This is a genomic window from Hymenobacter tenuis, assembly GCF_054780495.1.
On the sequence record NZ_BAAGWF010000001.1, the window covers coordinates 1,318,954 to 1,342,209 of the forward strand.

Below are 23,256 nucleotides of genomic sequence, written 5' to 3' on the forward strand. Positions count from 1 at the left end.
GTTAATCTGGCTGTCAACTCTTGGGTTTGGACAGATAATTAGAGTTAATCATCTGTTAATCAATATTTTAATAACATACAATTTATTATAAAATATATTATATAAACACGGTATGTTATCGATATGTGTAAAGGCAAGCTCCGCTGTAAGAGGTACATACGAAGCCCATAAGCCCACGAAGCTCCTCAGGTAGATCAACTCAACCTCAGCTGTAGCCATAGGGACAAGGCCCAAAAGCCCGCACGGCTTCTGGCTTGAAATGGACTTTTGGGATTAGCCTCAGGCAGCTAGTAAAGCAGCAGCTGGGGCCATTACGCTCAGTCCAACTCCTGCTTCGCTGAAGTACTAGGCATGGTTCAGGCGCAAACCAAAGGCCCGGTTTCTTCTGAGAAGAAACCGGGCCTTTGGTTTACCGGAGGGGCTAGGCAGTTACTGTCCGCCGGCACGGCGCTTTTCCTCTTCGGCACCGCCAGTACGGCGGCGGGCTGCTGCTACTTTCTCATTGCCGAAGCGGTAGGAGAAGGAAAGAGTAGCCTGCCGGGAATCCTGGCGCTGGTAGAAGCGCTCCACGTAGGTAGCATAGGAGGAGGTAGCGCGCACGGGGCTGGTGAAAAATAGGTCGCCGACGCTGAACTTCAGGTTAGCTTTCTTATCCCAGAGGCTTTTTTGAACGCCGGCAGTTATTTCTGCATTTGGGCGCACATCCAGAAAGCCATATTGCTCGCGCGCTTGGTAATTTCCGTTGAGCTCTGCGCTCCAGCCTTTGCCTAGCACAAAGTTGTGGTTGCTAGTAAGCGTAAACGTAACCCGACCGGCATTTAGGTTGGTACCCGCCAAGTTGCCCTTAAACCGGCTGTAGTAAAACACGCCGTTGTTATATATGCTCCACCACTTGGCTACTTCAACGGGGGCCGTGAGGGTGAGGGCGTAGTAGAGTTGCTTGTCCAGGTTCTGGGTGGTGGAAATAACCTGGGTGCTGTTGGCCGACTCTGGCTGGACAGTGCCAATGAGTGGGTTATCGGTTATGCTGTAAGTTAGGCCTAGGGTGTATTTCTGCTTAAAGGTGTGGTTGAGCTCTATATTGTAGCTTGTTTGAGGCAGCAGATAGGGGTTGCCTACGCCGGCCGTATTGGCATCAATAATTACCCGGAACGGATTGAGCTGCCCATATGAAGGGCGGTCGATGCGGCGGCTCAAGGAAAGCGACGTTTCGTGCTTGTCGTTGAGGGTGCGCTTAAGGGCGGCACTCGGGAACAGCTGTCCGTAGCGGCGCGCAATGGCGGGCAGGTTGCCAGCTTCCTGCTTTAGCAGGGCGTTGGTTTGCTCTGCCCGCAGACCCGCCTGCAGCGTGAGCTTGGGCAGCGAGTAGTTGAAGTTGAAGTAACCGGCCAGAATCCGTTCGTCATACCGAAAGTGGTTGGTGCGGCCCAAGTCTACGTTGCCTTCACCATCCGTAAAAACCACGTTGTTATCAGAGTTGACTTTGCTGATTTTGCTGCCGGCTTCCAAACGGAGCTGCTTGGAAAGCGGCTGTACGTAGTCTGCCTTCGCCGATTGGATAACCAGGCGCCCGTCCTGGTCGCCCAGAATTTGGTCGGTGGGTAGGTTGTCGCGGAAGGTAGTGAGCTGCTGAAATCGATTGGTGGTATAGGTGGCGTAATCGGCGTCGGCGGTAAGCTCCCGGTTGCCCAGGCTATCCTTGAAGGTATGCTTGAAGTTTAGGTTAGCCGCCGTATTGGGACTTTTGCCGATGCGCCGGTTGGTAGAGTTAAAGGCATCCGTGAGCGTGCGGTCCTGGTCGAAGATGCGCACGTCATTGGTGCCGTTCTGCTCTACACGGTTCGCAAGCCCGCTCACCATGCCCCCAACTACCGTGTTTTCACCCAAGTTGTAGTCGAGGCCGGCCTTCCAGCTCTGGGAGCGAAAATGCACCGGGCTCCGGTTTTCTTGCTGCGTGATGCGGTAGGGCAGTGCATTGGGGGTATCACGCTCGCCTTCCCGGTAAAAATTGCGGTCGATGGTAAGTTTGGCAATGCCTTCGCGGTTGGAGTAGTTATAGGAGCCAAATAGGTTCAGGCCCTTGCGGCGGTGGTTCAGCGACAGGCCGGAGGTGTACTTATTGTACTGGCTGCGGCCGTAGCTGCCGTTCACGGTGCCATTGGTGCCTAGGCGCTGGTCTTTTTTGAGGTTAATGCTGATAATACCCGCACTGCCGGCCGCCTCATACTTTGCCGGCGGGTTAGTAATCAGCTCAATGTTCTTGACTTGGTCGGCGGGCAAGGCGCGCAGGTAGTCGGCCAGTTCCTGGCCGGTCATGGGCATGCGGCGGCCATCAATGAGTACCATCACGCCCTGGCGGCCCCGCAACCCCAGGTTATCGTTGTTATCGACGGTGACATTGGGAGAGCGGCGCAGTACATCTAGGGCCGTATTGCCGGCGGCCAGCGTGCTGCCTTCTACATTCACAATGGTGCGGTCGGCTTCCCGCTCAAAGGTGGGGCGCTGGCCCGTAACCGTCACTTCCTTTAGGGCAGTGGCCGTACTAGGCTGTAAGGTTAGGCTAAGGGCTCCCACACTGCCGCTCCTGGTAACCTCCAGCGGCCCGGCCCAGGCCCGCACAAAACCCACCTGCGACGCCGAAATGAGGTAGCGCCCGGTCGTTGGCAGATCAAACTGAAAGGTGCCTTTCTCGGTACTAAACTCCGTTTTAACCACGGCCGAATCGGCGGCGCGGTGCAGCACAACCGTTGCAAATTCCACGGGGCTACCACTGGCCGCCCGTATCTGGCCGGTTAGGCCTTGCGCGGCTGCCTTACGGCTGCCACTTAGCTGCAGCAACACTACCAGCAAAAGCAGGAGCAACCTATGCTGCTGCCCACGGAGTAACGTTTCCATGTGTCTCTAATAGAATAAGGTGAGAAAGAGGGGAAGGGAAGTCGGGCTACCGTTGCTTGAGAGGGTAGCGCGTGGTACTAGGGAAGGCGGCCGGCCTAAGCGTATTCTCTTGTACGAACTATTTCGTAGTAAACATACGAAATAGTTCGTATATCAAAACAATAGCATCTTGTTTTCTGAATTTTTACTGATCCGGAAGCAGGGATGTAGCTCTTACGGGGCGGTGCAGTTAGTGGAAATCTGCTCCAGCAGGTAGCGCAAGGTGTTTAAGTCGTTTTCGCTGAGGCCTTGCAACGCAACGGCCCGGTTATGCAGTACCACCGGCTCCACCGCTTCTAGGGTGCGGTGTCCGGCTTCAGAAACCCGCAACTGGGTGCGGCGCCCATCGTGGGGGAGAGGCTCGGAGGTAAGCAAGCCACGCTCTAGTAGCAGGCGTATCATGCGGGCTACGGAAGCTTGGTCTTTGAAAACACGCTCGGCAATATCAGTTTGGGTTAGGTCATCGGTTTCCTGAATTACCCGCAATACCAGCCACTGGTCAATGGTAATATCAAGGCCGGCTTTATCAAGGTTGGTTTGGGCCATACGCCGGTACTGGCGGATGGCTTTATCCAGGGAATAGAAGATGATACTGGAGAGCATGAGTAGTTGTATGATATATCATATAGATGTATGATGTATCATAAACGTTGCCTGGATAGTCATCTTTTTTCTGAAATCTTAACTCACCATAGTTTTTTAGCTGCATTCGGCCTTGAGGTGTTAGGTTTGCGCTGGTTCAGCATGGCAGGCACCTCCCAAGAGGAAGGGACGGTTGCCGGCTCCCGAAGGGCTAGTAAAACACCGTTGGGGCTGCGCAATTTCCTTCCTCTTGCACGACCGCGGAAAGCTTATGCAGTACACTATTCCCTTCAATAAACCGTATTTCTCTGGTAACGAAACGCGTTATATAGAGGAAGCGGTGCGGTCGGGCAAGATTTCCGGCGACGGGATGTTTACGAAGCGGGTGCACACCTTCTATGAGCAGCAACTGGGCTTTGAGAAAGTGCTGCTGACCACCTCCTGCACCGATGCCCTGGAAATAGCCGCGCTGCTGCTCAACATCCAGCCCGGCGACGAGGTGATTATGCCGTCTTACACATTTGTGAGCACTGCCAATGCCTTTGTGCTGCGCGGCGCGCGCATCGTGTTTGCCGACAGTACTTCCTACAGCCCGCACCTAGATGTGGCCGCGCTGGAAAGCCTGGTTACCCCGCGCACCCGCGCTATTGTGCCGGTGCACTATGCCGGCCTGGCCTGCGACATGGACGCTATTCAAACGGTAGCTGACGCGCACGGCCTGGTGGTGGTAGAAGATGCGGCGCAGGCTATTGCAGGTTTTTACAAGGGCAGGGCCTTGGGCAGCCTGGGGGCCCTAGCAGCATTTTCCTTTCACGAAACCAAGAACATCATTTCGGGAGAAGGCGGTATGCTGGCCGTTAATGATTTGCAGTATGCGCGCCAGGCCGAAATCATTCGGGAGAAAGGCACCAACCGGTCGTCGTTTTTCCGGGGTGAGGTAGCCAAGTACAATTGGGTAGCAGCGGGCTCTAGCTTCCTGCCTTCCGATATTATTGCTGCCTACCTCTGGGCGCAGCTGGAAAATCTGGATGATATTCAGCAGCGCCGGGTGGCTATCTGGCAGCGCTACTACCAGGCCCTAGCCCCCCTGCAGGCGCACGGCGTGGGCCTGCCCTTTGTGCCTGAGTACGCTACCAACAATGGGCATATGTTTTACCTGGTGTGCCGCAGCCTACCCGAGCGCACCGCTCTGATTGAGCACTTGCGCCAGCAGCAGATTTTGGCCGTATTTCACTATCTGCCGCTGCATAACAGCCCCTTTTACGTCGATAAGCACGATGGCCGCCCGCTGCCGTGGGCCGAGCACTACGCCGATTGCTTGGTGCGGCTGCCGCTGTATTATGAGCTGGATGAAGCCGCCCAGGATACCGTAATAGCCAGCATCCTGAAGTTTTACGCTGCCTACTAGGTGCTACCGCCGGCCCAACCCAACGCGCAGGTAACGCCAGATGCCAGGCCCCGATTCGGCTGCCGAAGACGGTTTAAGTGGATTATTGGCCTAGTAAGGCGCGGCGCTTTTCCTCTTCGGCCGCGGTGGTGCGCTTGCGAGCTGCGGTTACCTTCTCATTGCCAAAGCGGTACGCTACCGACGCCGTGACCACCCGCGAGTCTTGGGCCATGCGGAAGGTTTCTTCCAGCACTTGGTAGCGGGAGGTAACGCGCAGGGGAGTAGTATAAAAGATATCGGCGGCATTCAGGCGGAAGGTGGCGGCCCCTAGCGTTTTCTGGATGCCCGCGCCGGCCTGCCCATACGCCCGCAAATCCTGGAAGGCATAGCGCTCCGGCGAGTTGTAGCTGCTATTGAGCTCAGCGCTCCAGCCATGCCCCAGTGTAAACGAGTTGTTCAGGCTAACAATGGCCCCGGGTCGGCTTTTGGGAGCTGGCGAGCCACCCAATTCGCCCTGAAACTGGATGTAAAATACCTCCGCGTTGGCATACAGCTTCCACCAGGGCTTAGGGGCTAGCGGGGCCGTGAGGGAAAGGGCATAGTATTCTTGGGTCCGCAGGTTCACGTCGGTGGCAGCTACCAGGTTATCGGCATCGATCAGGTACACACTCACGATGGGGCGGTTGGTGCGCGTGTAGCTCAGGGCCGTGCTGAATTTCTGGCGGAAGGTATGCGTCAGCTCGGCGTGGGTGTTGGTTTCAGCGTAAAGCGTGGGGTTGCCGGTCCGGTAGGAGGTAGCGTCTACGTACGAGCGAAATGGGTTCAGCTGATTGTACGTCGGGCGGTTGAGGCGCCGGCTTAGGGAAAAGGCCAGATCATGCTGGGGCGTAAGGGGCCGGCGCACACTCAGGTTCGGAAACAGCTGAAAATAGTGGCGCTCAAACGATACGTCGCCTATTTCCTGGCGGCCTTTAGCATTGGTTTGCTCGGCGCGCAGGCCCACCGTAACGGTGAGTTGAGGCCGGCTGCGGGTTACGCTGGCATACGCAGCGTTGATGTTCTCCTTGTAACGAAACCGGTTGGTGAGGCCTGCTACCTGTTGGGTAGAGCCATTATAAGTGCTTTCAAACACCACGTCGTTATCCGAGGATACCTCGCTGGCCTTCAGGCCCGCCTCCAGGCGTAACCCGCCTTGCAGCGGGCGCACGTAGTCGGTTTTGGCGCTCCAAATGGTGAGCGTGCCGTTTTGGTCGCCCGTGAGTAGCAGCGGATTCAGGGCGGGCATCTCAAATCGGGTATCGAGGTGCAGGGTCCGGGTAATACCGTAGCGGGCCACGTCGGCGTCGGCGGTTAGCTCGGCGGTGCCTAAGGAATCTTTGGGAAACAGATGACGCAGCGTGAGGTTGGCGGCGGCGCTAGGCAACAGCAGGTTACGCTGGTTTATGGAGGTGTAGCGCGCTACCAGCTGTTGCTGGGCATCTAGTACGGTGGCTTCGTTCAGGCCTTCGGAAGGCAGGCGGCTGTTCAGCCCACTCACCATAGCGCCTAGCGTGGTGCGCTCAGAAAGCGAGTAGTCGGCGCCGGCGCGCCACGTATGCGACTGTAGGTGGCTTTTGGGGGTGTTGAGCTGGGCGCTGAACTGCTGCGGCAGGTCGTTGAGCAGGTAGGTCCGGCTAAACTCCAGCTCCTGAAAATTTTGCCGATCAGTGTAAGCATATGAGCCGTACAGGTTCAGCTTCTTGGTTCGGTGGTTCAGGTTCAGCCCCGTCGTGAACTTGCCATAGCGGCCCCTACCGTAGGCGGCATTCACGGTGCCATTGGTACCCAGGCGCTGGTCTTTCTTGAGGTTGATGCTGATGATGCCGGCGCCCCCCTGGGCATCGTACTTGGCCGGCGGGTTGGTAATCAGCTCAATGTTTTTGACTTGCTCAGCCGGCAATGTGCGCAGCAGGTTGGCCAGCTCCGGGCCCGTCATCGGGATGCGTTTTCCATCTAGCAGCACCAATAGGCCCGATTGGCCACGCAGAGCCAGGTTATCGTTGGCATCGAGGGAAACGCCGGGGGCGCGGCCCAGCACATCCAGCGTAGTGCCGCCCGAGCTCAGGGGGCTGCCTTCTACGTGAACGATGGTGCGGTCGGGGAGGCGTTCGAAGGTGGGGCGCTGGCCCGTTACGGTTACGCCCTGCAATTGAGCGGCCGGGCTAGCTGGTAGCACCAGTTGCAGCGGAGCACCGGGAGCCACAGCTGCTTCCAGCGGGCCAACCCACAGCCGGCTGTAGCCTACTTGCGCCGCCGAAACAAGGTAGCGCCCCGCTAGGGGCGGATTCAGTTGAAATCGGCCTTCTGCATCACTGAACTCCGATTTTACGGCCACAGAATCAGTGGCGCGGTGGAGCGTAAGCGTAGCGTATTGGATGGGCGCGCCCGAAGAGGTACGCACTGTGCCCGACAAGGGTGCCAGCGGCACCTGGGCCAACACAGCCAACGGGGCCGCCAGCAGCCCGACACTGAGAAAGGAAAGCCAACCCGCGGGGCGGGAAGTAGGGAAAAGCATAAGACACGTTCCGTTGGCTGTGGAAAAGCGGAAAGTGCAATAGGAAGCAGGAGCACCGGCCGGTGAGGAGAGCCCAGTTACTACCCCTAATTCGTGTTGAAACCAGGGTAACTCGGCCGGTAAACAGAGCAGTTTGCCCGCTGGTAGTCAGGGTTTGAACTAGCCTACGGGTGGCGGAAGATAGCAAATAACCACCGATGTAGGCACAACAATACGCACAAGCTACGCACCTGATACCAGAAAAGGCCCTTCCCAGCGGAAAAAACTACTTTGACCCGATGAAATGCACGCGTACCATACACTCAGGCAACCGACTCTGCATGGCTGGCTTGGTACCTAGCGCTACTAGGTGCCTATAGAAAGCAAACGGCCCTGCTCTTGCCTTCCGAAAAGACACGAACAGGGCCGAAATTCAGTTGCCGCTGTGGTTACTTCAGCGCATCCAGTGCTGCGCGCAAGCGGGGTAGCGAGGCTTCAATCGACTCCAGGGAAGCACCGCCCACCGACATCCGGAACCACGGCGACGAGCCATCGGTACCAAAGGCGGAGAAGGGCACCAAGGCCAGTTTGGCCTCGCTGATGAGGTAGGAGGTCAGCTCCTGGGTAGTGGTAAGCACTTGGCCGCCGGGCGTGGTTTTGCCCAGCACATCCAGCTTAGCTGTGAGGTAAATGGCACCCATCGGTACCATCGAGTCAACGGGGTAGCCATCGGCTTTCAGGGCCTGGAGGCCCTGGTGCAGCGCCTCCAGGCTGTGCTGTACTTTCTGCTTGAAGTGGCTCAGAAACCCATCTACTTCCTGGGTTTGGGGCAGGTATTTGGCGGTGGCTACCTGCTCGGCTTTGGGCGCCCAAGCCCCTACGTGGCCCAGTATCGCCTTCATTTTGTCAATCACCACGCTAGGCCCGAAGGCGTAGCCAACCCGCACGCCGGTAGCGGCCAGACACTTCGAGATACCATCAATATAAATGGTGTACTCGCGCAGCTCAGGGCGCAGATTTACCGGGTCGTAGTGCTCGGTAGCGCCAAAGGTCAGCAGCCAGTAAATCTGGTCGTAGAGCAGGTATAGGGGCTTTTCGCCGGGCTGGCGGCGCTTGTTTTCCGCCAGTACTAGGTCGCATATGGCCTCCAGGTCTTCTTTGCTGAACACCGTGCCCGTGGGGTTTAGCGGCGAGCAGAGGGCTAGAAGCGTAGCACCTTCCAGGTGTGGCGCCAGTTCGGCGGCCGTGGGCATAAAGTTGTTTTCGGGGCGCGTGGGCACCATCACGGCCTGCGCCGACGAAAGGTGGCAGTAGTGGTTGTTGTTCCAGCTGGGCACCGGAAACACCACTTTGTCGCCAGGGTCCACTACGGCCAGGTAGGTAGCGTAAATCAGGGGGCGCGAGCCGCCGGCCACCAGGTAATCATTGGCCGAGTAGTCGAGGCCTAGGCGGGTTTTGGTAAAGGCAGCGGCTGCTTCGCGCAGTACCGCCATGCCGTTGGCCGGCGGGTAGTTGGTGTGGCCGCTTTCGTAGGCGCGGGTTATTTCCGTTTGGAGCTCAGCCGGAATCGGAAAGATGGCCGGATCAAAGTCGCCGATGGTGAGGTTGCAAATCTGCTCCCCCTTCCGGATCATATCGTTTACTTCGTTGCCGATTTTGATGATTTCGGAGCCAATCAGGCTGCCGGCCATTCGGGAAACTTGCATGGTTGGTGTTGGGTTTGGTCGGCCAAATGTATGAAAGTGAGCGGGGATTGAAGCCACAAAATGCCAGAAGCCCTTGCTACTAGGCCCCCAAGAAGCGAAAACCGCTCTGTTCGCTGCCAACCAGTTAAGCAATAGCACAGCGTGCCTGAATCGGCGGTTCATGCGCTACCTTTGCGGCCTATGCTCACCATCGATATTCCAAGCGTACAGGCGCTGCCAGCGGCCGCCGAGCAGGTCCGGGAGGCTATAGCGGGCCATTCTATCATTTGCTTTGAAGGCGAAATGGGCGCCGGCAAAACCACCTTCATCAAGGCTTTGTGCCAGTGCATGGGGGTAGCCGACGACGTCAGCAGCCCTACGTTCTCGCTCGTAAATGAGTACCGCGACGCCCACAATCAGCCGATATATCACTTCGACTTTTACCGCCTCGATAATCCGCGCGAAGCCGAAGGAATTGGCGCGCTAGAGTACTTCGATTCTGGCTATCTTTGCCTGATTGAGTGGCCTAGCCGCATCGAGGTCCTGTTGCCTCCGGACCGGCTGCTCGTCACTATTTCCGTCACCGGACCCGAAACTCGGCAATTAACAATTAGTAAGGAATAATGAATACTTTGTCCGTTAGTGTGTTGACTTTCTGCGGAAGGGCTCACATGCCAAGCGGCCACAGGCTCATTCTACCTGCTTAGTTGTTAATTTTTACTACCTAAGAGAATGCCCGAAGCAGTACCCCCCGGATTTGAGTCGCTGGCCACGAGCCGCGCCTACTTCACGCAGGAATCCATGCTGGCCGTGGAAACGCGGAAGCGGAAGCTGTTTATCGGGCTGCCCCGGGAGACATCGTTACAGGAAAACCGCATTTGCCTGACGCCGGAAGCGGTAAAGCACTTGGTAGAAAGCGGCCACGAAATTCTGCTGGAAAGCGGCGCCGGCGAGCCCAGCAAATACTCCGACCACGATTACTCGGAGGCCGGGGCTAGGGTAGCCTACTCCCCCAAGGAGGTATACGAGGCCGACATTGTGCTGAAAGTAGCGCCACCCACCTACGATGAGATGGAGTACCTGCGGGCTGGCCAGACGCTGATTTCGGCCCTGCAATTCGGCTCGCTCACTAGCGAGTACATCACGGCTCTGTTGCGCAAAAAGGTAAATGCCATCAGCTTTGAGCTGATTAAGGACCCCTCGGGTACGCGCCCCGTAGTGCGCGCCATGTCAGAAATTGCAGGCTCCACTGTCATGCTGATTGCGGCCGAATACCTGGCGCGTTCTAACGAGGGGAAAGGCGTTATTCTGGGCGGTATTACGGGCGTGCCACCGTCGCAGGTAGTTATTCTGGGCGCTGGCACCGTGGCCGAATACGCTGCGCGGGCTGCCTCCGGGCTGGGTGCCGAAGTAAAGGTGTTCGATAACCACCTTTACAAACTGCGCCGCCTGAAGCAGAACTTAGGGCAGCCGCAGCTCTACACCAGCACCCTCGATACGTTTGCCCTTAACCAGCAAATCCGCCGCGCCGATGTGGTGATTGGGGCCCTGAATGCTGAGGAAGGCCGCATTCCGTTCATGGTGGCCGAAGATGCCGTGTCGCAGATGGCGCCGGGCTCCGTGATTATCGACGTGAGCATTGACCAGGGCGGCTGCTTTGAAACCAGCGAGATGACCAGCCACAGCAAGCCCGTGTACCGCAAGTATGATGTGATTCATTACTGCGTGCCCAACATTGCCTCCCGCGTGCCGCGCACCGCTACCAATGCCCTGAGCAACATCTTCACGCCCATTCTGCAGGAAATCAGCCAGCACGGCGGTGTAAACGAAGTGCTGTTCACCAACGAGCATTTCCGCTCCGGCGTGTACGTGTACAAAGGCTCGCTCACTAATGCTAGCATTGCCCGCAAATTTAACATGCGCTACAAAGAGCTAGCCCTAATGATTGCGGTGCGGAACTAAGGCTGCGATGCAACTGGTGGACTAGGATATCAGTGATTAAACCCTAATTATTGCTGACACACTGCATAGGGAGTCCTACGACTTCTATCTATCCTCTACTTCGGTTGAATATTATCTACCTCTAGCTTATAGCCAAACATGGTCCTTAATTCAGGTAAGGTGGTCAATCCATAACAGCTTTTTTTACGGCCAGTGAGCAGAACTCGTAACCCTACTACTTGATATTGGGACGGTAGAGGGAAGACAGGTACCAAATAATTGTCAAGGGTGTATTGCCCGCTAGCAAGGTCATTTTCATCAACGATAAGGCAATAAGTATTCGGTTCTGTCCTCGTGACAACCGCTTCTTTGTTTTGATAAGTAGCCAAAACATACTCATCATCGCAGCTTTGATTGGGATGAACGCTTGTGTCTTTTTTGCACCCTGCTGTAAGCAGCACAGCGGTTAGTAAGAAAAGTATAGCCAAGTATCTCATAAAAGTTAGTTAAGTGATGTTAACAGGGTGCTGGTATATCATCGGTGTATTCAAGATCCTATGATCGACTGTTTGGTTGCATAGGCTAATGCATGCTTAGGAAATATCTAAGATATAAATCGCAAAGGCCTGGCCCTAGCATCGCCTTGCGGAACTAAGAAAAGCTCGTTCTACCGCAAATGCCCGCCAAGCCTGTACGTATGTGCAGGCTTTTTCTTTTGTTTGAATTCCTATCTGAAAACGCGAGGAAACAGCCTTCGTTTCTCTGTGCCAACGAAAATGCCTGATGCCTGACTACTCTAATGCTAGACTCACTGCCCGCTCTGTTTTGGAATTCGCCTCGGCCGAGGTAGCCGAGGCCATGACCCGTTCGTTTCAGGGGTATTTCGTGCCCATGGAGTTCGATGCGGCCTCGTTTGAGCGGCGCTTCCGGGGCGAGCACCTGGACCCCAGCGCCAGCCGGTTATGGTTTCAGGGCGAGGAGTTAGTCGGGGTAGTGTTCATCGCACGGCGCGGCTGGCAAAGCCGGGTAGCCGCCATGGGCCTTGTACCGGAGTTTCGGAACCAAGGCTTGGGTAAAACCATGCTGAGTACGGCTCTCGAAGAAGCCCGCCTGCGCGACGACCAGAGCATGCTGCTGGAAGTTTTTACCGTAAACGCGCCCGCCATTCGGCTGTATGAGCGGTTGGGGTTCCGGACTACGCGGCAGCTACTAGGGTTTCGGCGAGAAGCAGGCCTAGTACCGGTGGCCGTCGATACGCTAACAGAAATGGACCCGCTGGAGCTAACCCGTGTGGTACTGCGTGAAACGACCGAGGCCATGCCCTGGATGAGCAGCGGCGAAACCCTGCTGCGCGTAACCAAGCCCGCCCACGCCTTTCGATTGCAGGAGCACGCCTACGCACTGGTGCGGCCCGATGCTACTAGCCAACGGGTTATGGCGCTGCTCGTACCTAGGGAAAGCAGGCGCAAAGGCTGGGGCACGCGGCTGGTACGTGCTTTAGAAGCCCAATTCCCCGATCAGCCCCTGGTGGTGCCATCCCTGGTTCCGGAGGGTAGCGGCACCGACTTTCTGCGCGCCTGTGGCTGGCAGCAAACGGAGTTATCATTGTATGAAATGATGTGCCTGTTGGCTGGATAGGAGTTGGCAGCATATAGCTTCAGATAGCTCCACTGAATGCGGGAGGCGGCTTTTTCGGTAGCTAGACATATCTTGTACGCTCATGCCCTTTGCATGAATTAAACTGCCTATCTGTGCGTGTTGCAATAGTAATTCTCTCCGGCCTGTTGCTAGGAGTATTCTCCGGCTGCCACTTCGATTCAGAACAGCAAGCATTGCGGCTGAAGCTGGTTGATGATATGCTAGTTCATAGTAATGAAGCAGCAGTGAAAGAAAATGCGCGTGGTCTCATTGGTGCCGAAGAGTTAGTTTTAAGGAGCCAGCGCCAAAAAGATGTGGTACTTCTTTACGAGAAGTGTGCTGATATTCAGCGGAAGCTGGCAACTAGAATTAGCTTACTCCGATACGTTCGGGAGCGGCTGCTTAGGGCTTCGGAGGGAGAAAGCCACGCAAGAAAGCTACTGGACAGCGATGCTCCTACCAACATGCTGGAGCAGCCCACTAACGCTTTAATTGACAGTGTGTACACGCAATTACTTCTTTTCACGCAAGAATTACATCCATATTTGCCAGCGAAATATCAGCATCTGCTAAAGAACAAGACGACACCCGAAGCGTGGCCTTTTGTTTTGGGTGCTACTAGCAGTGAATACAAAGCCATCTATTGGCAGGACACTTCTACGGCAGAAGCGTTAGCTGCGTTAGCGCAGCAGGAAGCGCAAATAATAGCTTTAGCCAGAGATGCCTTGAATGTGCAGCACGCTAACCTAAAATCTAGTCATCACAGATTTCGCGGCTTCGGAAATATAATAGCCCACGCAGTACCTGAGACGAATCTGGTAACTGAAGGTGATATCTACAAGGCTAAGCTGTTTTTAGCAGCTCCTGCCTACGGAGAAGCCATCAGAATGATGGCGAACGGTAAGCCTTTGGAAATTGATGCGGATGGGTACGGATACGTGGAGTTCACGGCATCCGCACCCAAAGCAAACAGAAGCAAGGAAGTCACCATGCATTGGAATGGCTCCGTTGTCAGGTCATATCAAGGATATATAACCACTTACCCCATCCGTGTACCCTACACCGTTCGGCGTAAATAGCTACTCGCCAGCGCACATCAGTCCTGCCAAAGGACGTTTTCCAGTAATTTCTGGCATAGTAGCAGCAGTGCGGAAAGGTTCTTGCCAAACGGGAAGAGCGAACAGCTCATTCCGGCCTAGTTATACTACCTGTTAAAGCTTCTCCTCAGTAAGAGCCAGTGACACAGTAGGCCATACACGCATCCGCTCAGACCAAATGTAGCAACGTACAAAACCGAGTGATACCAGGTACCTGGTCCGCTAAAATTACTGATCAATACTAAAAAGCTGGTTCCTGTACCGAGTGTTGCACCAATCCTCATGCTTATGTAAGGGCTCTTTGATAAGGATTTCTCCATTATCCCCTGATAAACCGGGTAAGCTAGAAGATACACCCAGCCGCCAAAAATTAGTATGAAGAAATAGAGGTAGACATACCCCTCTCTTAGTGCATCAGAGTAATGCTTAGCTAATACCCACAACAAACCTAGGGCCGCAACGGCAATGCTTATTAGAGTGATGACCAGTAGTAATAGCAGTGTGCGCATGGTATACTTCCTCGTCGTAGTAAGCCAGCTATACCCAGAGGCAAGAGCAATTCTTGTGTAAGCAGTTGCACAAGCTACTCGCCAGCCAGCAACAGCACCTTCCAGGCATCCAGCAACCGGCTCTCTTCCAGCAATTTCTGGCCTAGTAACATCAGCTCCTGGCGCTGCTGCGCGGGCTCGTGGCGGTGCTTGTTGAGGGTGTAGCTCACGATGGGCTCTTGGCGGAACGCGGTTACCTCTTCAGAAGTGGGTAGCGCGTGCTGCTCGATGTTGGCCAGGCGGCCCAGATTGTTGCCCGTCAGAAGTTCGGAGGTGCGGATGTGCTCAGGGAGCTGATCGAAGCCGATGCCGAGGTTACGGTTGGGCTTGGGCACCTCGAAGAGGCTAGCGCCCGAGGCCCGGCTGTACCAGTCGCCGCCAAGGCGAGCAATGGCGTCAAGCTTTTCGGGGTCGATGCCAATGCCGGAGGGCAGGATGATGTCTTCGCGGAAATGGGCCAGCACCACGCGGCAGATGACCAGATTGCCGGCGCCGTTGTTGGTGCCCAGGGGCACTACTTGCTCTACCACGCACTCGAAGGCGGCCGGCGCTTCCAGCACCCGCGGGGGGCGCACCTGCTGGCTGGCTACCTCCGTGAAGCCGGCTTTTACAAATTCGTTTACGCCCTTGGCGTACTCGGTGCTGGCCAATGACATCTGCTCTACCATGGCGTAGTCGCAGATATGGATGACGCATTCAGCCACTTCGCGCACGTTTTCCAGGGTGTGCTTCTGGGAGTTGTCGCGCACCCGGTTGGCGGGCGAAAACACCAGAATGGGTGGGTTCGAGCCGAAGCAGTTAAAGAAGCTGAACGGGCTCAGGTTCACGTTGCCTTCGGCATCCTGGGTGCTCACAAACGCCACCGGGCGCGGGGCCACGGCACCCACCATGAAGGGGTGCCAGTCGCTGGGTTTGAGGTCGGTAGGAACGATGCTGCGGAACGGGGTGGGAGTGGGCATGGGTGGGAGCTAGGTTTACGGCCCGAAATTGCGGCTTTCTCCGCAATTAGTCTTCACTTTCCCACTGCTTGGTCTCACTCCAGTACGAGGCATCTACTGCGGCCCCGGCATAATAGCTCAGCCGGAAACCGGGCGCAGACGTAGCCCCCGGTTTCCGGCTGCTGGCTAACTGGTACCGAAACGGGCGCTTAAACAACAGCCCCTGCCCCGTGCTGGGCAGGTGCGGTAGGTAAGCAGGAACCAGTTGCGCTGCCTGGTGGGGGTAGCTACCATGCGCTTGATAATATTGCTCCAGGTGGTGTACATAAGCCACGGCGTGCCGCTGGGTTTGGTCGCGCTGCCAGGCATAAATCGGCGGCATGCCCAACAGGCTAGCCAGGCTGGCTACCCCAACCGCGGCCGCAACGGGCCATAGCCGGCGGGCAGTGGCAGGAGAATATATGCGGGCCCACCCGTACACCAGGCCTAGGGCACCCGCTAGGGGGAGTTGCACCATAAACAGCAGCGGCTCACTGCACTCAGTGTGCAGGTAAAGAAGCGCCACCGTCAGCAACAAGCTCAGCTGCCACCACGAATACCCTTTTTTGTTTTGCATAAGTATCGGTATCAACTAACTGAGCATAGAGCACAAGAATACAAACTTCCTTGAAAAGCAGGGCGTAAGATGTTCTAATCCTGGTAAGACCACTTTTCACTCTGGCTGGAATACGTAGCCTGAAACAGCAAGCCTTGGGCATAGCTTAACTCGAAAGCAGAGCCCCCGAGAGCAGTATCGGCAGGTAGCAGCTGATAGAAGAAAGGGGCGGGGTACAACAGCCCAAAGCCGGTTCTGGGTAGCTCCGGTGCATACTGTGGCAGAAGTTGCGCCAGGGAATCAGGGTAGGCTCCGTGCTCGGTGCGGTAGCGCTTCAGCTGCCTGATTACAACCTGGGCCCGCCGTTGCATGGCTTTATCTTGCAGGGAATGGAACAGAGGAAAAGCCGGAATTTGCAAAAGCAGAAGCCCTGCCGTCAGCAACGCATATGCTCTCAGAGCGTGTCTTTTCCACCACCCAATCACAAAGCAACCTACCAGCCCGGGCAACACCAGCAGCAGTGGCAGCGGAAAAGCCAGGTACTGGTTTCGAGCTGCAATAGCAGTAACACGGCCAGCACACTGCTTCCGTAAAGCCACAGGTTGCGAGCAGGAGCGGGGCTAGGCGAGGTTGGCACGGAAGAAGCGGATAGGAACCCAAGATAAAGGCACAGACAACCAAAAGTAACCGACCAGCATCTAGCTGCTACACTTAGTAAAGGGAATACGCTATGCTGCTACGAACTATGGTTGTGAAGACGTGCTTGCTGCTGAGCTCGGTTTGTGGCGTGGCGGCACCTAGTCCGGCCGATACGGCCCGTTTGCGCCGCCACCTCGTGGCCCTCACTACCACGCCTGAACCGCGCAACTACCTGCACGAAGCCAGTCTCAACCAAGCCGCCGACTACATTACAGCCCAACTGCTTGCTGCCGGCGCTAGGCCTAGTGAACAGCCCTACGCGGTTCAGGGCCGCACCTACCGCAACGTGCTAGGTAGTTTCGGACCCGAAACCGGTCCGCGCCTGATTGTGGGGGCGCACTATGATGTGTGCGGTGAGCAGCCCGGAGCCGATGACAACGGGACGGGCGTGGCGGCGCTGCTGGAGCTGGCCCGCCTGCTGGGCCAGCAGCCACAGTTGCCCTACCGCATCGACCTAGTAGCCTACACGCTGGAAGAGCCACCGTATTTCCGGACCAAGCAGATGGGCAGCTACATGCACGCCAAGAGCCTGCACGATGCTGGCGTGCCCGTGCGCGGCATGGTGGCGCTGGAAATGCTAGGCTACTTCAACGACCAAACCGGCAGCCAGGACTACCCGGTGGGGGCGCTGAAATGGGTGTATGGTAGCCGCGGTAATTACGTAACGGTAGCGCAGAAATTCGGCAACGGCCGGTTTGGACGTCAGTTTGCGCGCCGTTACAAAGCCAGCGCTACGTTGCCGGTGAAGCGTTTTAAGGCGCCCGCCTGGCTGCCCGGCATCGACTTCTCGGACCACCTCAATTATTGGCACTTCGGCTATCCGGCCGTCTTGCTCACGGATACGGCCTTCTACCGCAACAAGCATTATCACGAGCCTACCGACACCCTAAACCGCCTGGATATGCGCCGCTTGGGGTTGGCCGTCGATGCCGTGCTGGCTACCATCCTGAGTATGTAATCGAGAAGGGCCGCCAACTCCGAGGGCCCGGCGGCGTACGCAGCAGTACCTGTCTGCCCGTGGCAGCCCTCTTCATGAAAAAACTTTTGCTTCTGCTAGGGTGCAGCGCCCTGGCAACCGCCAGCTACGGCCAAGCCCAGCGCCTGCTCGACCGCAACACCCTCGGCTGGCTGGTGTACGCCGGCGACCACCAGCTCTCAGAAAAATGGGCGCTTCACACCGAGTATCAATGGCGCCGCGTGAACTGGCTACGCGCCCCACAACAGCAATTGGCGCGGCTCGGGCTGGTGCGGGAGCTGTCGGAACGGGTAAGCGTCTCGGGTGGCTACACATACTTCCAGGCGCACCGCTACGGCAGTTACCCCACCGTACCTAACCGGCCGGAGCCCGAGCAGCGCCTGTATGAGGATATTTCCCTGCTGGACGCGCTAGGCCGACTCACGCTTACGCACCGCTTGCGCCTGGAGCAGCGCTGGCTAGGCTCCCGCAATGAGCAAGGCCGTGGCCCGGTGCAAGACTGGGAGTACCAAAACCGCATCCGCTACCAGCTCTCGGTGCAGTTTCCGCTGCAAGGCCCCACGGTTGAAGATGGCGAATACTACCTCAATGCCTTCGATGAAGTGTTCCTCGGCTTCGGCCGCAACGTCGGCGACAACGTGTTCAACCAAAACCGGCTTTCCGGTGGATTAGGCTACCAGTTCAGCGAAAACACGAAGGTAGAATTGAATTACCTCTACCAAATTAGCCAGCACGCCTTACCGGAGCCTGTTTTGGGTCGGCCGGTATTTGAAATCAACCACGGTTTCCGGCTAAATGTGCTGTATAACCTGGATTTTACGGGAGACTAGTTAGGGCAGCTGACCTACCCACATCCAGCCGGTCTGCACCACCAGATAGCGGGCCCCATCCGGGTATTCGTATTCATAATGGGGGCGGCGGAGGAAGTCGTCGGGCCAGCCGTCGGGGTAGTCGTTCGCTTCGTGCCATACTTCATAGGGCTGCGTGCGCCATATCAATTTATCTGCGCCGGGCAAGTCAGCATACTCTATCGGTAAGGGAGGTCCGGCCGGATCGGGCTCATGGTCGCTTTCCAGGTATTGGCGCCTATTCTCCCGGATACTCACAACCACCTCTGAGCTGTGCGCAAACTCAGGCCCTACCAACCAGATAGTGGACACATTAGGTTCTCCTAATGAAACTAAAACCGGTTGCCAGGCAAAAAAGGTGGTGAGCAGATGCTGCGCAGCTAGCTGCCGTACTAACTTAGGTGGTGTCCGGTGGTGCCAGTGCCACGGGTGCAACCCAAGCAACTCGTGGAAATAATGGCGTTTTAAAAGTGCATCAATAGAAAGGATAGCTGGCTTAATACTGCCAGCCTGTAGCCGCATCAAGTGGCGCTTGCCTCCTCTCACTTTGCTATATGGTCGGTATCTTCCCATTCTGTTGCTTAGTTATGTCTGTATACAATCTTTGCTAAAATAGTATATCTTTACTAAAATGCTATAGCTTTAGTACAGTAACCACTTACTTACCTGCTGATGTCAGTTCCTGTCTGCCCGAAATGTGATGCCGCTGATGCAACCAAAAGTGGGATTGTGGGCGGCCGGCAACGATTTAAGTGCAAGAACTGCGGCTACCACTTTTCGGTGGCAAAGGCCGGAAAGGAAATCAACTCGTACTACGTCATCAAGGCGCTGCAACTCTATGTGGAGGGGGTGAGCTACCGCGAAATTGAGCGGCTGCTGGGCGTGAGCCACGTTTCGGTGATGAACTGGGTGAAAAAATACGGGGTGAAAGCGCCCCGCCAGACCGAGTATCATCCCACGTATAAAATTCTGAATCAGAAAGAGCTGGCAGAGTTTTTTCAGAAGCCCGAGAACCTGAAAGGAGCAGGGCTGGTCGTCACAGAACTCGGCGATAAGTACATGATGATTCGATGGGAGCGGTTTCGGCAAGGGTAGAGCTATAGGGTTAGCAGAACTATAACGTGGGCGTGACTTCTGCGCGGGGAATCCTCTACTTAGGGACACCAGTTCGGTGGCGTATGGCTGCTAGCTGCTCATCCTGATCCATCCCAACCCCAAATCCCCCAAAACCCATGCGAACCACTCGTTACGCGCTGGCCGTGAGTGCCTTGCTTACAGCTGCCGGTGCTACGGCTCAAATACAGCCTCCGCCCGCCGGCGGGCAGCCTGCTCCGCCGCCTGCTGAGCCCGCCAATCCGCCTGTGCCACAGGTTCCTACTGAGTCGGCCCCGTATGGCGCGGGTATGAAGTTCAACCTCTCGCCCGATGGCAGCAAGTACGTGCGTTTCATCACTTGGCACCAAGTATGGTCGCGTTACACTAAGAACAACACCGGCACGCTGCGTGCTCCCGGTAAACCCCAGGACGACCAGCTGGACTTTGCCCTTAGGCGTTCCCGTCTGATTATTCTTTCGCAGCTGAACCCTCGGTTTCTGGTGTACAGCCACATCGGAATTAACAACCAAACGGCTGTAAGTGGTGGCTTTAACCCAACGGTTGATGGCAAGAAGCCGCAGATTTTTGTGCACGAGGCAGTGGTGGAGTACAAAGTGAACCAGTACCTGAACCTGGGTGCCGGCATGCACTACCAGAACGGCCTTTCGCGCATGACGCGCTCCAGCACCATTAACTTCCTTACGCTGGATGCGCCACTCACCAACTGGCCCACCATTGAAGCCATTGACCAGTTTGTGCGGGGCATTGGCGTATACGGCAAGGGCCGCGTAGGTAAGCTCGATTACGCGTTGTCGGTGAATGAGTCGATGCTGACCAACCAGACGGGCGCTTTCAGCACGCCGCTAGGCCTGGGCACCACCGTAACCACTGGTGCCGCTCCTGACCAGATTACCACCAGCACTGGCAACAACACCGCCCAGTACAACCCCCAGGGCACCAACCACATCTACCAGGGCTACTTCAGCTACGAGTTCCTGGATCAGGAAGCCAACCTGCTGCCCTTTAACGTGGGAACGTACCTAGGCGCCAAGCGGGTATTCAACATTGGGGCGGGCTTCTTCTACAACAAGGATGGCATGGTGTCGAGGCCCACGAACAGCATCGTGAGCGTGCCCGGCACTGCCTTCACGCCCGCGCAAACCGCCGCCATTGGCACCGAAAAGCATGATATTGCTCTGTTTTCGGCCGATGTGTTTTTTGATACGCCCATTAACAAGGATGCCGGCACGGCCCTTACAGTGTACGGCGTGTATTACAACTACAACATGGGCCCCAACCATGTGCGCTTTATTGGAGCCGCTAACCCCGGCTACGGTGCCGATGCCCGCCGCGGCAACGCCGTGCCGCACTCCGGCACCGGCAACGTAGGCTACGTGCAGGCCGGCTACCTGCTCCCCAAAAACCTGTTTGGCCCCAAGCTCCGGATGCAGCCGTATGCATCGCACCTGCTAGCCGGTTACGAAGGCCTGCGCACCAGCAATGGCGAGCAGAAAAACGTGAACATCTTCGATGCGGGCGCCAACTTCTACATCGATGGGCACAACGCCAAATTCACGCTCAACTACCGCGCCCGGCCCGATTTCACGAACGTGAACGACGTGAAATATCGTCCGGAAATCACGCTCCAGACCCAGGTTTCGCTGTAAGTGCGCTAGGCCCGGAAGGGGGGCAAAGCGTTGGGGAATGCCCTGCGTTGCTCTGCGCCTGCCCGGCTTATTTCTGACTTCTGGCATCTTCTTTCACCACCACAACTCCCACCACGCATGCACCAGAATTTACCGCAGCGCGACGCCTACGCCGGCGCCGCGCCCCTGGGCGGCGCGTCCTCTGCCGACGATGCCATTGCCCACGACAACAACACCGTCTCGACCAGCAAAATCTGGCAGGTGATTACCGCTTCCTCGGTGGGCACCGTTATCGAGTGGTACGACTTCTACATCTTCGGGTCGCTGGCCGCTATCATTGGGCCGGTGCTGTTCGGGTCCACGGGTAAAATCGAGGATACGATTCTGGGCACGCTGGCTGTGTTTGGGGCGGGCTTCGTGGTGCGACCGTTTGGCGCGCTGTTCTTTGGTCGCATCGGCGACATGATCGGGCGCAAGTACACGTTCCTGCTCACGCTGCTGATTATGGGCGGCGCTACCTTCGTGACGGGCCTTATCCCGAGCTACGATAAAATTGGCATTGCGGCACCCATTATCGTGACGCTGCTTCGGTTGCTGCAAGGCCTGGCCCTAGGCGGCGAATACGGCGGCGCTACCACGTATGTAGCCGAGCACTCGCCGGACAACCGCCGCGGCTACTACACCAGCTTCATCCAGATTACGGCTACGGCCGGCCTGCTGCTGAGCATTCTGGTAATTATCATCACGCGCAAAACCATGGGTGAAGAGGCCTTCAAGGAGTGGGGCTGGCGCATTCCGTTCCTGCTTTCGGGTCTGCTGGTAATTGCCTCGTACTACATCCGCCGGAAGCTGCATGAGTCGCCATTGTTTGCCAAAGCCAAGTCGGAAGGCAAGACGAGCACCAACCCGCTGCGCGAGTCGTTCGTGAACCCCGTAAACCGTCGTTTAGTCCTGATTTCGCTGTTCGGCGCTACCATGGGCCAGGGCGTGGTGTGGTACACGGGGCAGTTCTACGCGTACTCGTTCATGCAGAACACGCTGAAACTTGACCTGGTAGATGCCAGCTTGGTGCTGTGCAGCGCCCTGATTCTGGCCACGCCGTTCTTTGTGTATTTCGGTTCGCTTTCTGACCGTATTGGCCGCAAGAAGATCATCATGATGGGCTTGCTCTGCGGAGCCTTGTTCACGTTCCCCATCTTCTACGGCCTCAAGCAGTTTGCCGGCCCGCTCTCGGAGGTAACCGCTGCCACCGTTGATGCCACTGGCAAAGCCGTTCCGGCCGTGATGAAGGCCCTCTCGCCGAACCTGCTGGCCATGACGGCGCTAACGTTCTGCCTGGTGTTGTTCGTGACAATGGCTTATGGCCCCATTGCCGCCTACCTCGTAGAGCTGTTCCCGACCAAAGTCCGCTACACCTCGCTTTCCTTGCCGTACCACATCGGCAACGGCGTTTTCGGAGGCTTTGTGCCCTTGATTGCCACGGCCCTCACGCTGCGCGCCGCCGCCTCCGATACGCCCTTTATTAAGGAGCACAGCACGCTGGCCGGCCTGATTTATCCGGTAGGTATTGCCCTAATCTGCTGGTTTATCGGTCAAGCCCTGATGAAGGACGTGCGCAACGTGAAGCTCATGGACGAAGAAACCGCGGCCTAGCCCTTCGTTGACTTTGTACTGACATTCCGGTCAGCTCATGAGTTGAGTTGCGGAAGAAAAGTCCGTCGGGCCGGTGGTTCGGCGGACTTTTTTACAACTTACCATTCCCACCGTCTAGGACCCAGAAAAAGACTAGGCCTCGACCTTGTAGCAACCCTGCCATGGCCAGCCCTTCTTTACAAGAGCGCCCTGAGCAACGCCGCGGCCAGCGCCTGCTGTTTGTAGCGGTGCTGTTTGCGGTGCTGTTTACGTTTCCCTTCCTGGGCGTTGTTGACCAGGAAAGGCTGGTGGCCGGCATTCCGGTGCTGTACCTATACGTGTTTGTGGTATGGGTGCTGCTGGTGCTGCTCACGGGCTGGCTGGTGCGCCGCAAAGAATAAGCCGCTGCGCTACTAGTTGCCCTCAGGCCTCAAACCTGTTCTACCTACCTTCTGCGCTACCACCTGGCGGTCCGTTTGCCC

The 23,256-nt window shown here is 56.6% G+C and carries 20 protein-coding genes; 11 read left to right on the forward strand and 9 right to left on the reverse strand.

The features are described from left to right. Positions 1 to 429 precede the first annotated feature (429 nt). A complete protein-coding gene (locus ACYVGU_RS05665) occupies positions 430 to 2,895 on the reverse strand; it encodes a TonB-dependent receptor domain-containing protein (RefSeq protein WP_460621251.1) in 2,466 nt (821 codons plus the stop codon). A 213-nt stretch (positions 2,896 to 3,108) separates the two neighbouring features. Further along, a complete protein-coding gene (locus ACYVGU_RS05670; protein WP_460621252.1) occupies positions 3,109 to 3,537 on the reverse strand; it encodes a MarR family winged helix-turn-helix transcriptional regulator in 429 nt (142 codons plus the stop codon). Between the two features lie 250 nt (positions 3,538 to 3,787). Here ACYVGU_RS05670 and rffA point away from each other — a divergent pair, with 250 nt between their 5' ends. Further along, complete coding sequence (gene rffA / locus ACYVGU_RS05675) at positions 3,788 to 4,924, forward strand: dTDP-4-amino-4,6-dideoxygalactose transaminase (RefSeq protein ID WP_460621253.1); 1,137 nt, start codon at positions 3,788 to 3,790, stop codon at positions 4,922 to 4,924. An 82-nt stretch (positions 4,925 to 5,006) separates the two neighbouring features. Here rffA and ACYVGU_RS05680 read toward each other — a convergent pair whose 3' ends face one another. Further along, a complete protein-coding gene (locus tag ACYVGU_RS05680; protein ID WP_460621254.1) occupies positions 5,007 to 7,457 on the reverse strand; it encodes an outer membrane beta-barrel protein in 2,451 nt (816 codons plus the stop codon). A gap of 428 nt (positions 7,458 to 7,885) precedes the next feature. Further along, complete coding sequence (locus ACYVGU_RS05685) at positions 7,886 to 9,142, reverse strand: pyridoxal phosphate-dependent aminotransferase (RefSeq protein WP_460621255.1); 1,257 nt, start codon at positions 9,140 to 9,142, stop codon at positions 7,886 to 7,888. A 180-nt stretch (positions 9,143 to 9,322) separates the two neighbouring features. On the opposite strand from ACYVGU_RS05685, the gene tsaE reads away from it, so the two are divergent. Together tsaE and ACYVGU_RS05695 are read left to right on the forward strand one after the other, a co-directional pair. After that, positions 9,323 to 9,745 carry a tRNA (adenosine(37)-N6)-threonylcarbamoyltransferase complex ATPase subunit type 1 TsaE gene (tsaE, locus tag ACYVGU_RS05690; RefSeq protein WP_460621256.1) on the forward strand — a complete coding sequence of 141 codons (423 nt, stop codon included), beginning with the start codon at positions 9,323 to 9,325 and terminating at the stop codon, positions 9,743 to 9,745. 108 nt (positions 9,746 to 9,853) lie between these two features. Further along, positions 9,854 to 11,083 (forward strand): alanine dehydrogenase, encoded by a 1,230-nt coding sequence (locus ACYVGU_RS05695; RefSeq protein ID WP_460612019.1) that lies wholly within the window; start codon positions 9,854 to 9,856, stop codon positions 11,081 to 11,083. A 95-nt stretch (positions 11,084 to 11,178) separates the two neighbouring features. Here ACYVGU_RS05695 and ACYVGU_RS05700 read toward each other — a convergent pair whose 3' ends face one another. Beyond that, complete coding sequence (locus ACYVGU_RS05700; protein WP_460621257.1) at positions 11,179 to 11,550, reverse strand: hypothetical protein; 372 nt, start codon at positions 11,548 to 11,550, stop codon at positions 11,179 to 11,181. A gap of 337 nt (positions 11,551 to 11,887) precedes the next feature. Between ACYVGU_RS05700 and ACYVGU_RS05705 the strand changes: the two genes are divergently transcribed. Both ACYVGU_RS05705 and ACYVGU_RS05710 read left to right on the forward strand, forming a co-directional pair. Beyond that, on the forward strand, positions 11,888 to 12,700 hold the full coding sequence (locus tag ACYVGU_RS05705; protein ID WP_460621258.1) for a GNAT family N-acetyltransferase: 813 nt from the start codon (positions 11,888 to 11,890) through the stop codon (positions 12,698 to 12,700). A gap of 113 nt (positions 12,701 to 12,813) precedes the next feature. Further along, positions 12,814 to 13,779, forward strand: a complete 966-nt coding sequence (locus ACYVGU_RS05710; protein ID WP_460621259.1) for a hypothetical protein — start codon at positions 12,814 to 12,816, stop codon at positions 13,777 to 13,779. A 601-nt stretch (positions 13,780 to 14,380) separates the two neighbouring features. Here the strand turns inward: ACYVGU_RS05710 and ACYVGU_RS05715 are convergent. From ACYVGU_RS05715 to ACYVGU_RS05725, 3 genes are all read right to left on the reverse strand, one after another. Beyond that, positions 14,381 to 15,304 carry a flavin reductase family protein gene (locus tag ACYVGU_RS05715; RefSeq protein WP_460621260.1) on the reverse strand — a complete coding sequence of 308 codons (924 nt, stop codon included), beginning with the start codon at positions 15,302 to 15,304 and terminating at the stop codon, positions 14,381 to 14,383. Between the two features lie 46 nt (positions 15,305 to 15,350). Continuing rightward, entirely contained in the window at positions 15,351 to 15,899 is a 549-nt protein-coding gene (locus ACYVGU_RS05720) for a hypothetical protein (protein WP_460621261.1), read from the reverse strand. Between the two features lie 74 nt (positions 15,900 to 15,973). After that, positions 15,974 to 16,297 (reverse strand): hypothetical protein, encoded by a 324-nt coding sequence (locus ACYVGU_RS05725; protein ID WP_460621262.1) that lies wholly within the window; start codon positions 16,295 to 16,297, stop codon positions 15,974 to 15,976. Between the two features lie 311 nt (positions 16,298 to 16,608). Here ACYVGU_RS05725 and ACYVGU_RS05730 point away from each other — a divergent pair, with 311 nt between their 5' ends. After that, positions 16,609 to 17,535, forward strand: a complete 927-nt coding sequence (locus ACYVGU_RS05730; protein ID WP_460621263.1) for a M28 family peptidase — start codon at positions 16,609 to 16,611, stop codon at positions 17,533 to 17,535. Positions 17,536 to 17,609: 74 nt separating this feature from the next. Beyond that, a complete protein-coding gene (locus ACYVGU_RS05735; protein ID WP_460621264.1) occupies positions 17,610 to 18,383 on the forward strand; it encodes a DUF2490 domain-containing protein in 774 nt (257 codons plus the stop codon). On the opposite strand, the gene ACYVGU_RS05740 is transcribed toward ACYVGU_RS05735, so the two are convergent. Further along, a complete protein-coding gene (locus tag ACYVGU_RS05740; protein ID WP_460621265.1) occupies positions 18,384 to 18,713 on the reverse strand; it encodes a hypothetical protein in 330 nt (109 codons plus the stop codon). Positions 18,714 to 19,073: 360 nt separating this feature from the next. Between ACYVGU_RS05740 and ACYVGU_RS05745 the strand changes: the two genes are divergently transcribed. From ACYVGU_RS05745 to ACYVGU_RS05760, 4 genes are all read left to right on the forward strand, one after another. Continuing rightward, positions 19,074 to 19,496 carry a transposase gene (locus ACYVGU_RS05745; protein WP_460612010.1) on the forward strand — a complete coding sequence of 141 codons (423 nt, stop codon included), beginning with the start codon at positions 19,074 to 19,076 and terminating at the stop codon, positions 19,494 to 19,496. A gap of 137 nt (positions 19,497 to 19,633) precedes the next feature. Further along, on the forward strand, positions 19,634 to 21,163 hold the full coding sequence (locus ACYVGU_RS05750) for a hypothetical protein (RefSeq protein ID WP_460621266.1): 1,530 nt from the start codon (positions 19,634 to 19,636) through the stop codon (positions 21,161 to 21,163). Positions 21,164 to 21,280: 117 nt separating this feature from the next. Further along, a complete protein-coding gene (locus tag ACYVGU_RS05755; protein ID WP_460621267.1) occupies positions 21,281 to 22,795 on the forward strand; it encodes an MFS transporter in 1,515 nt (504 codons plus the stop codon). Positions 22,796 to 22,956: 161 nt separating this feature from the next. Further along, the gene (locus ACYVGU_RS05760; RefSeq protein WP_460612007.1) at positions 22,957 to 23,175 is read left to right on the forward strand and encodes a hypothetical protein; all 219 of its coding nucleotides are present in this window, start codon (positions 22,957 to 22,959) and stop codon (positions 23,173 to 23,175) included. Positions 23,176 to 23,256: the final 81 nt, after the last annotated feature.

Bases quoted from the DNA above. Each gene is read 5' to 3' on its own strand.
- ACYVGU_RS05665 (WP_460621251.1), bottom strand. From the start codon at position 2,895: ATGGAAACGTTACTCCGTGGGCAGCAGCATAGGTTGCTCCTGCTTTTG.
- ACYVGU_RS05670 (WP_460621252.1), bottom strand. From the start codon at position 3,537: ATGCTCTCCAGTATCATCTTCTATTCCCTGGATAAAGCCATCCGCCAG.
- rffA (WP_460621253.1), top strand. From the start codon at position 3,788: ATGCAGTACACTATTCCCTTCAATAAACCGTATTTCTCTGGTAACGAA.
- ACYVGU_RS05680 (WP_460621254.1), bottom strand. From the start codon at position 7,457: ATGCTTTTCCCTACTTCCCGCCCCGCGGGTTGGCTTTCCTTTCTCAGT.
- ACYVGU_RS05685 (WP_460621255.1), bottom strand. From the start codon at position 9,142: ATGCAAGTTTCCCGAATGGCCGGCAGCCTGATTGGCTCCGAAATCATC.
- tsaE (WP_460621256.1), top strand. From the start codon at position 9,323: ATGCTCACCATCGATATTCCAAGCGTACAGGCGCTGCCAGCGGCCGCC.
- ACYVGU_RS05695 (WP_460612019.1), top strand. From the start codon at position 9,854: ATGCCCGAAGCAGTACCCCCCGGATTTGAGTCGCTGGCCACGAGCCGC.
- ACYVGU_RS05715 (WP_460621260.1), bottom strand. From the start codon at position 15,304: ATGCCCACTCCCACCCCGTTCCGCAGCATCGTTCCTACCGACCTCAAA.
- ACYVGU_RS05720 (WP_460621261.1), bottom strand. From the start codon at position 15,899: ATGCAAAACAAAAAAGGGTATTCGTGGTGGCAGCTGAGCTTGTTGCTG.
- ACYVGU_RS05730 (WP_460621263.1), top strand. From the start codon at position 16,609: ATGCTGCTACGAACTATGGTTGTGAAGACGTGCTTGCTGCTGAGCTCG.
- ACYVGU_RS05735 (WP_460621264.1), top strand. From the start codon at position 17,610: ATGAAAAAACTTTTGCTTCTGCTAGGGTGCAGCGCCCTGGCAACCGCC.
- ACYVGU_RS05745 (WP_460612010.1), top strand. From the start codon at position 19,074: ATGTCAGTTCCTGTCTGCCCGAAATGTGATGCCGCTGATGCAACCAAA.
- ACYVGU_RS05750 (WP_460621266.1), top strand. From the start codon at position 19,634: ATGCGAACCACTCGTTACGCGCTGGCCGTGAGTGCCTTGCTTACAGCT.
- ACYVGU_RS05755 (WP_460621267.1), top strand. From the start codon at position 21,281: ATGCACCAGAATTTACCGCAGCGCGACGCCTACGCCGGCGCCGCGCCC.
- ACYVGU_RS05760 (WP_460612007.1), top strand. From the start codon at position 22,957: ATGGCCAGCCCTTCTTTACAAGAGCGCCCTGAGCAACGCCGCGGCCAG.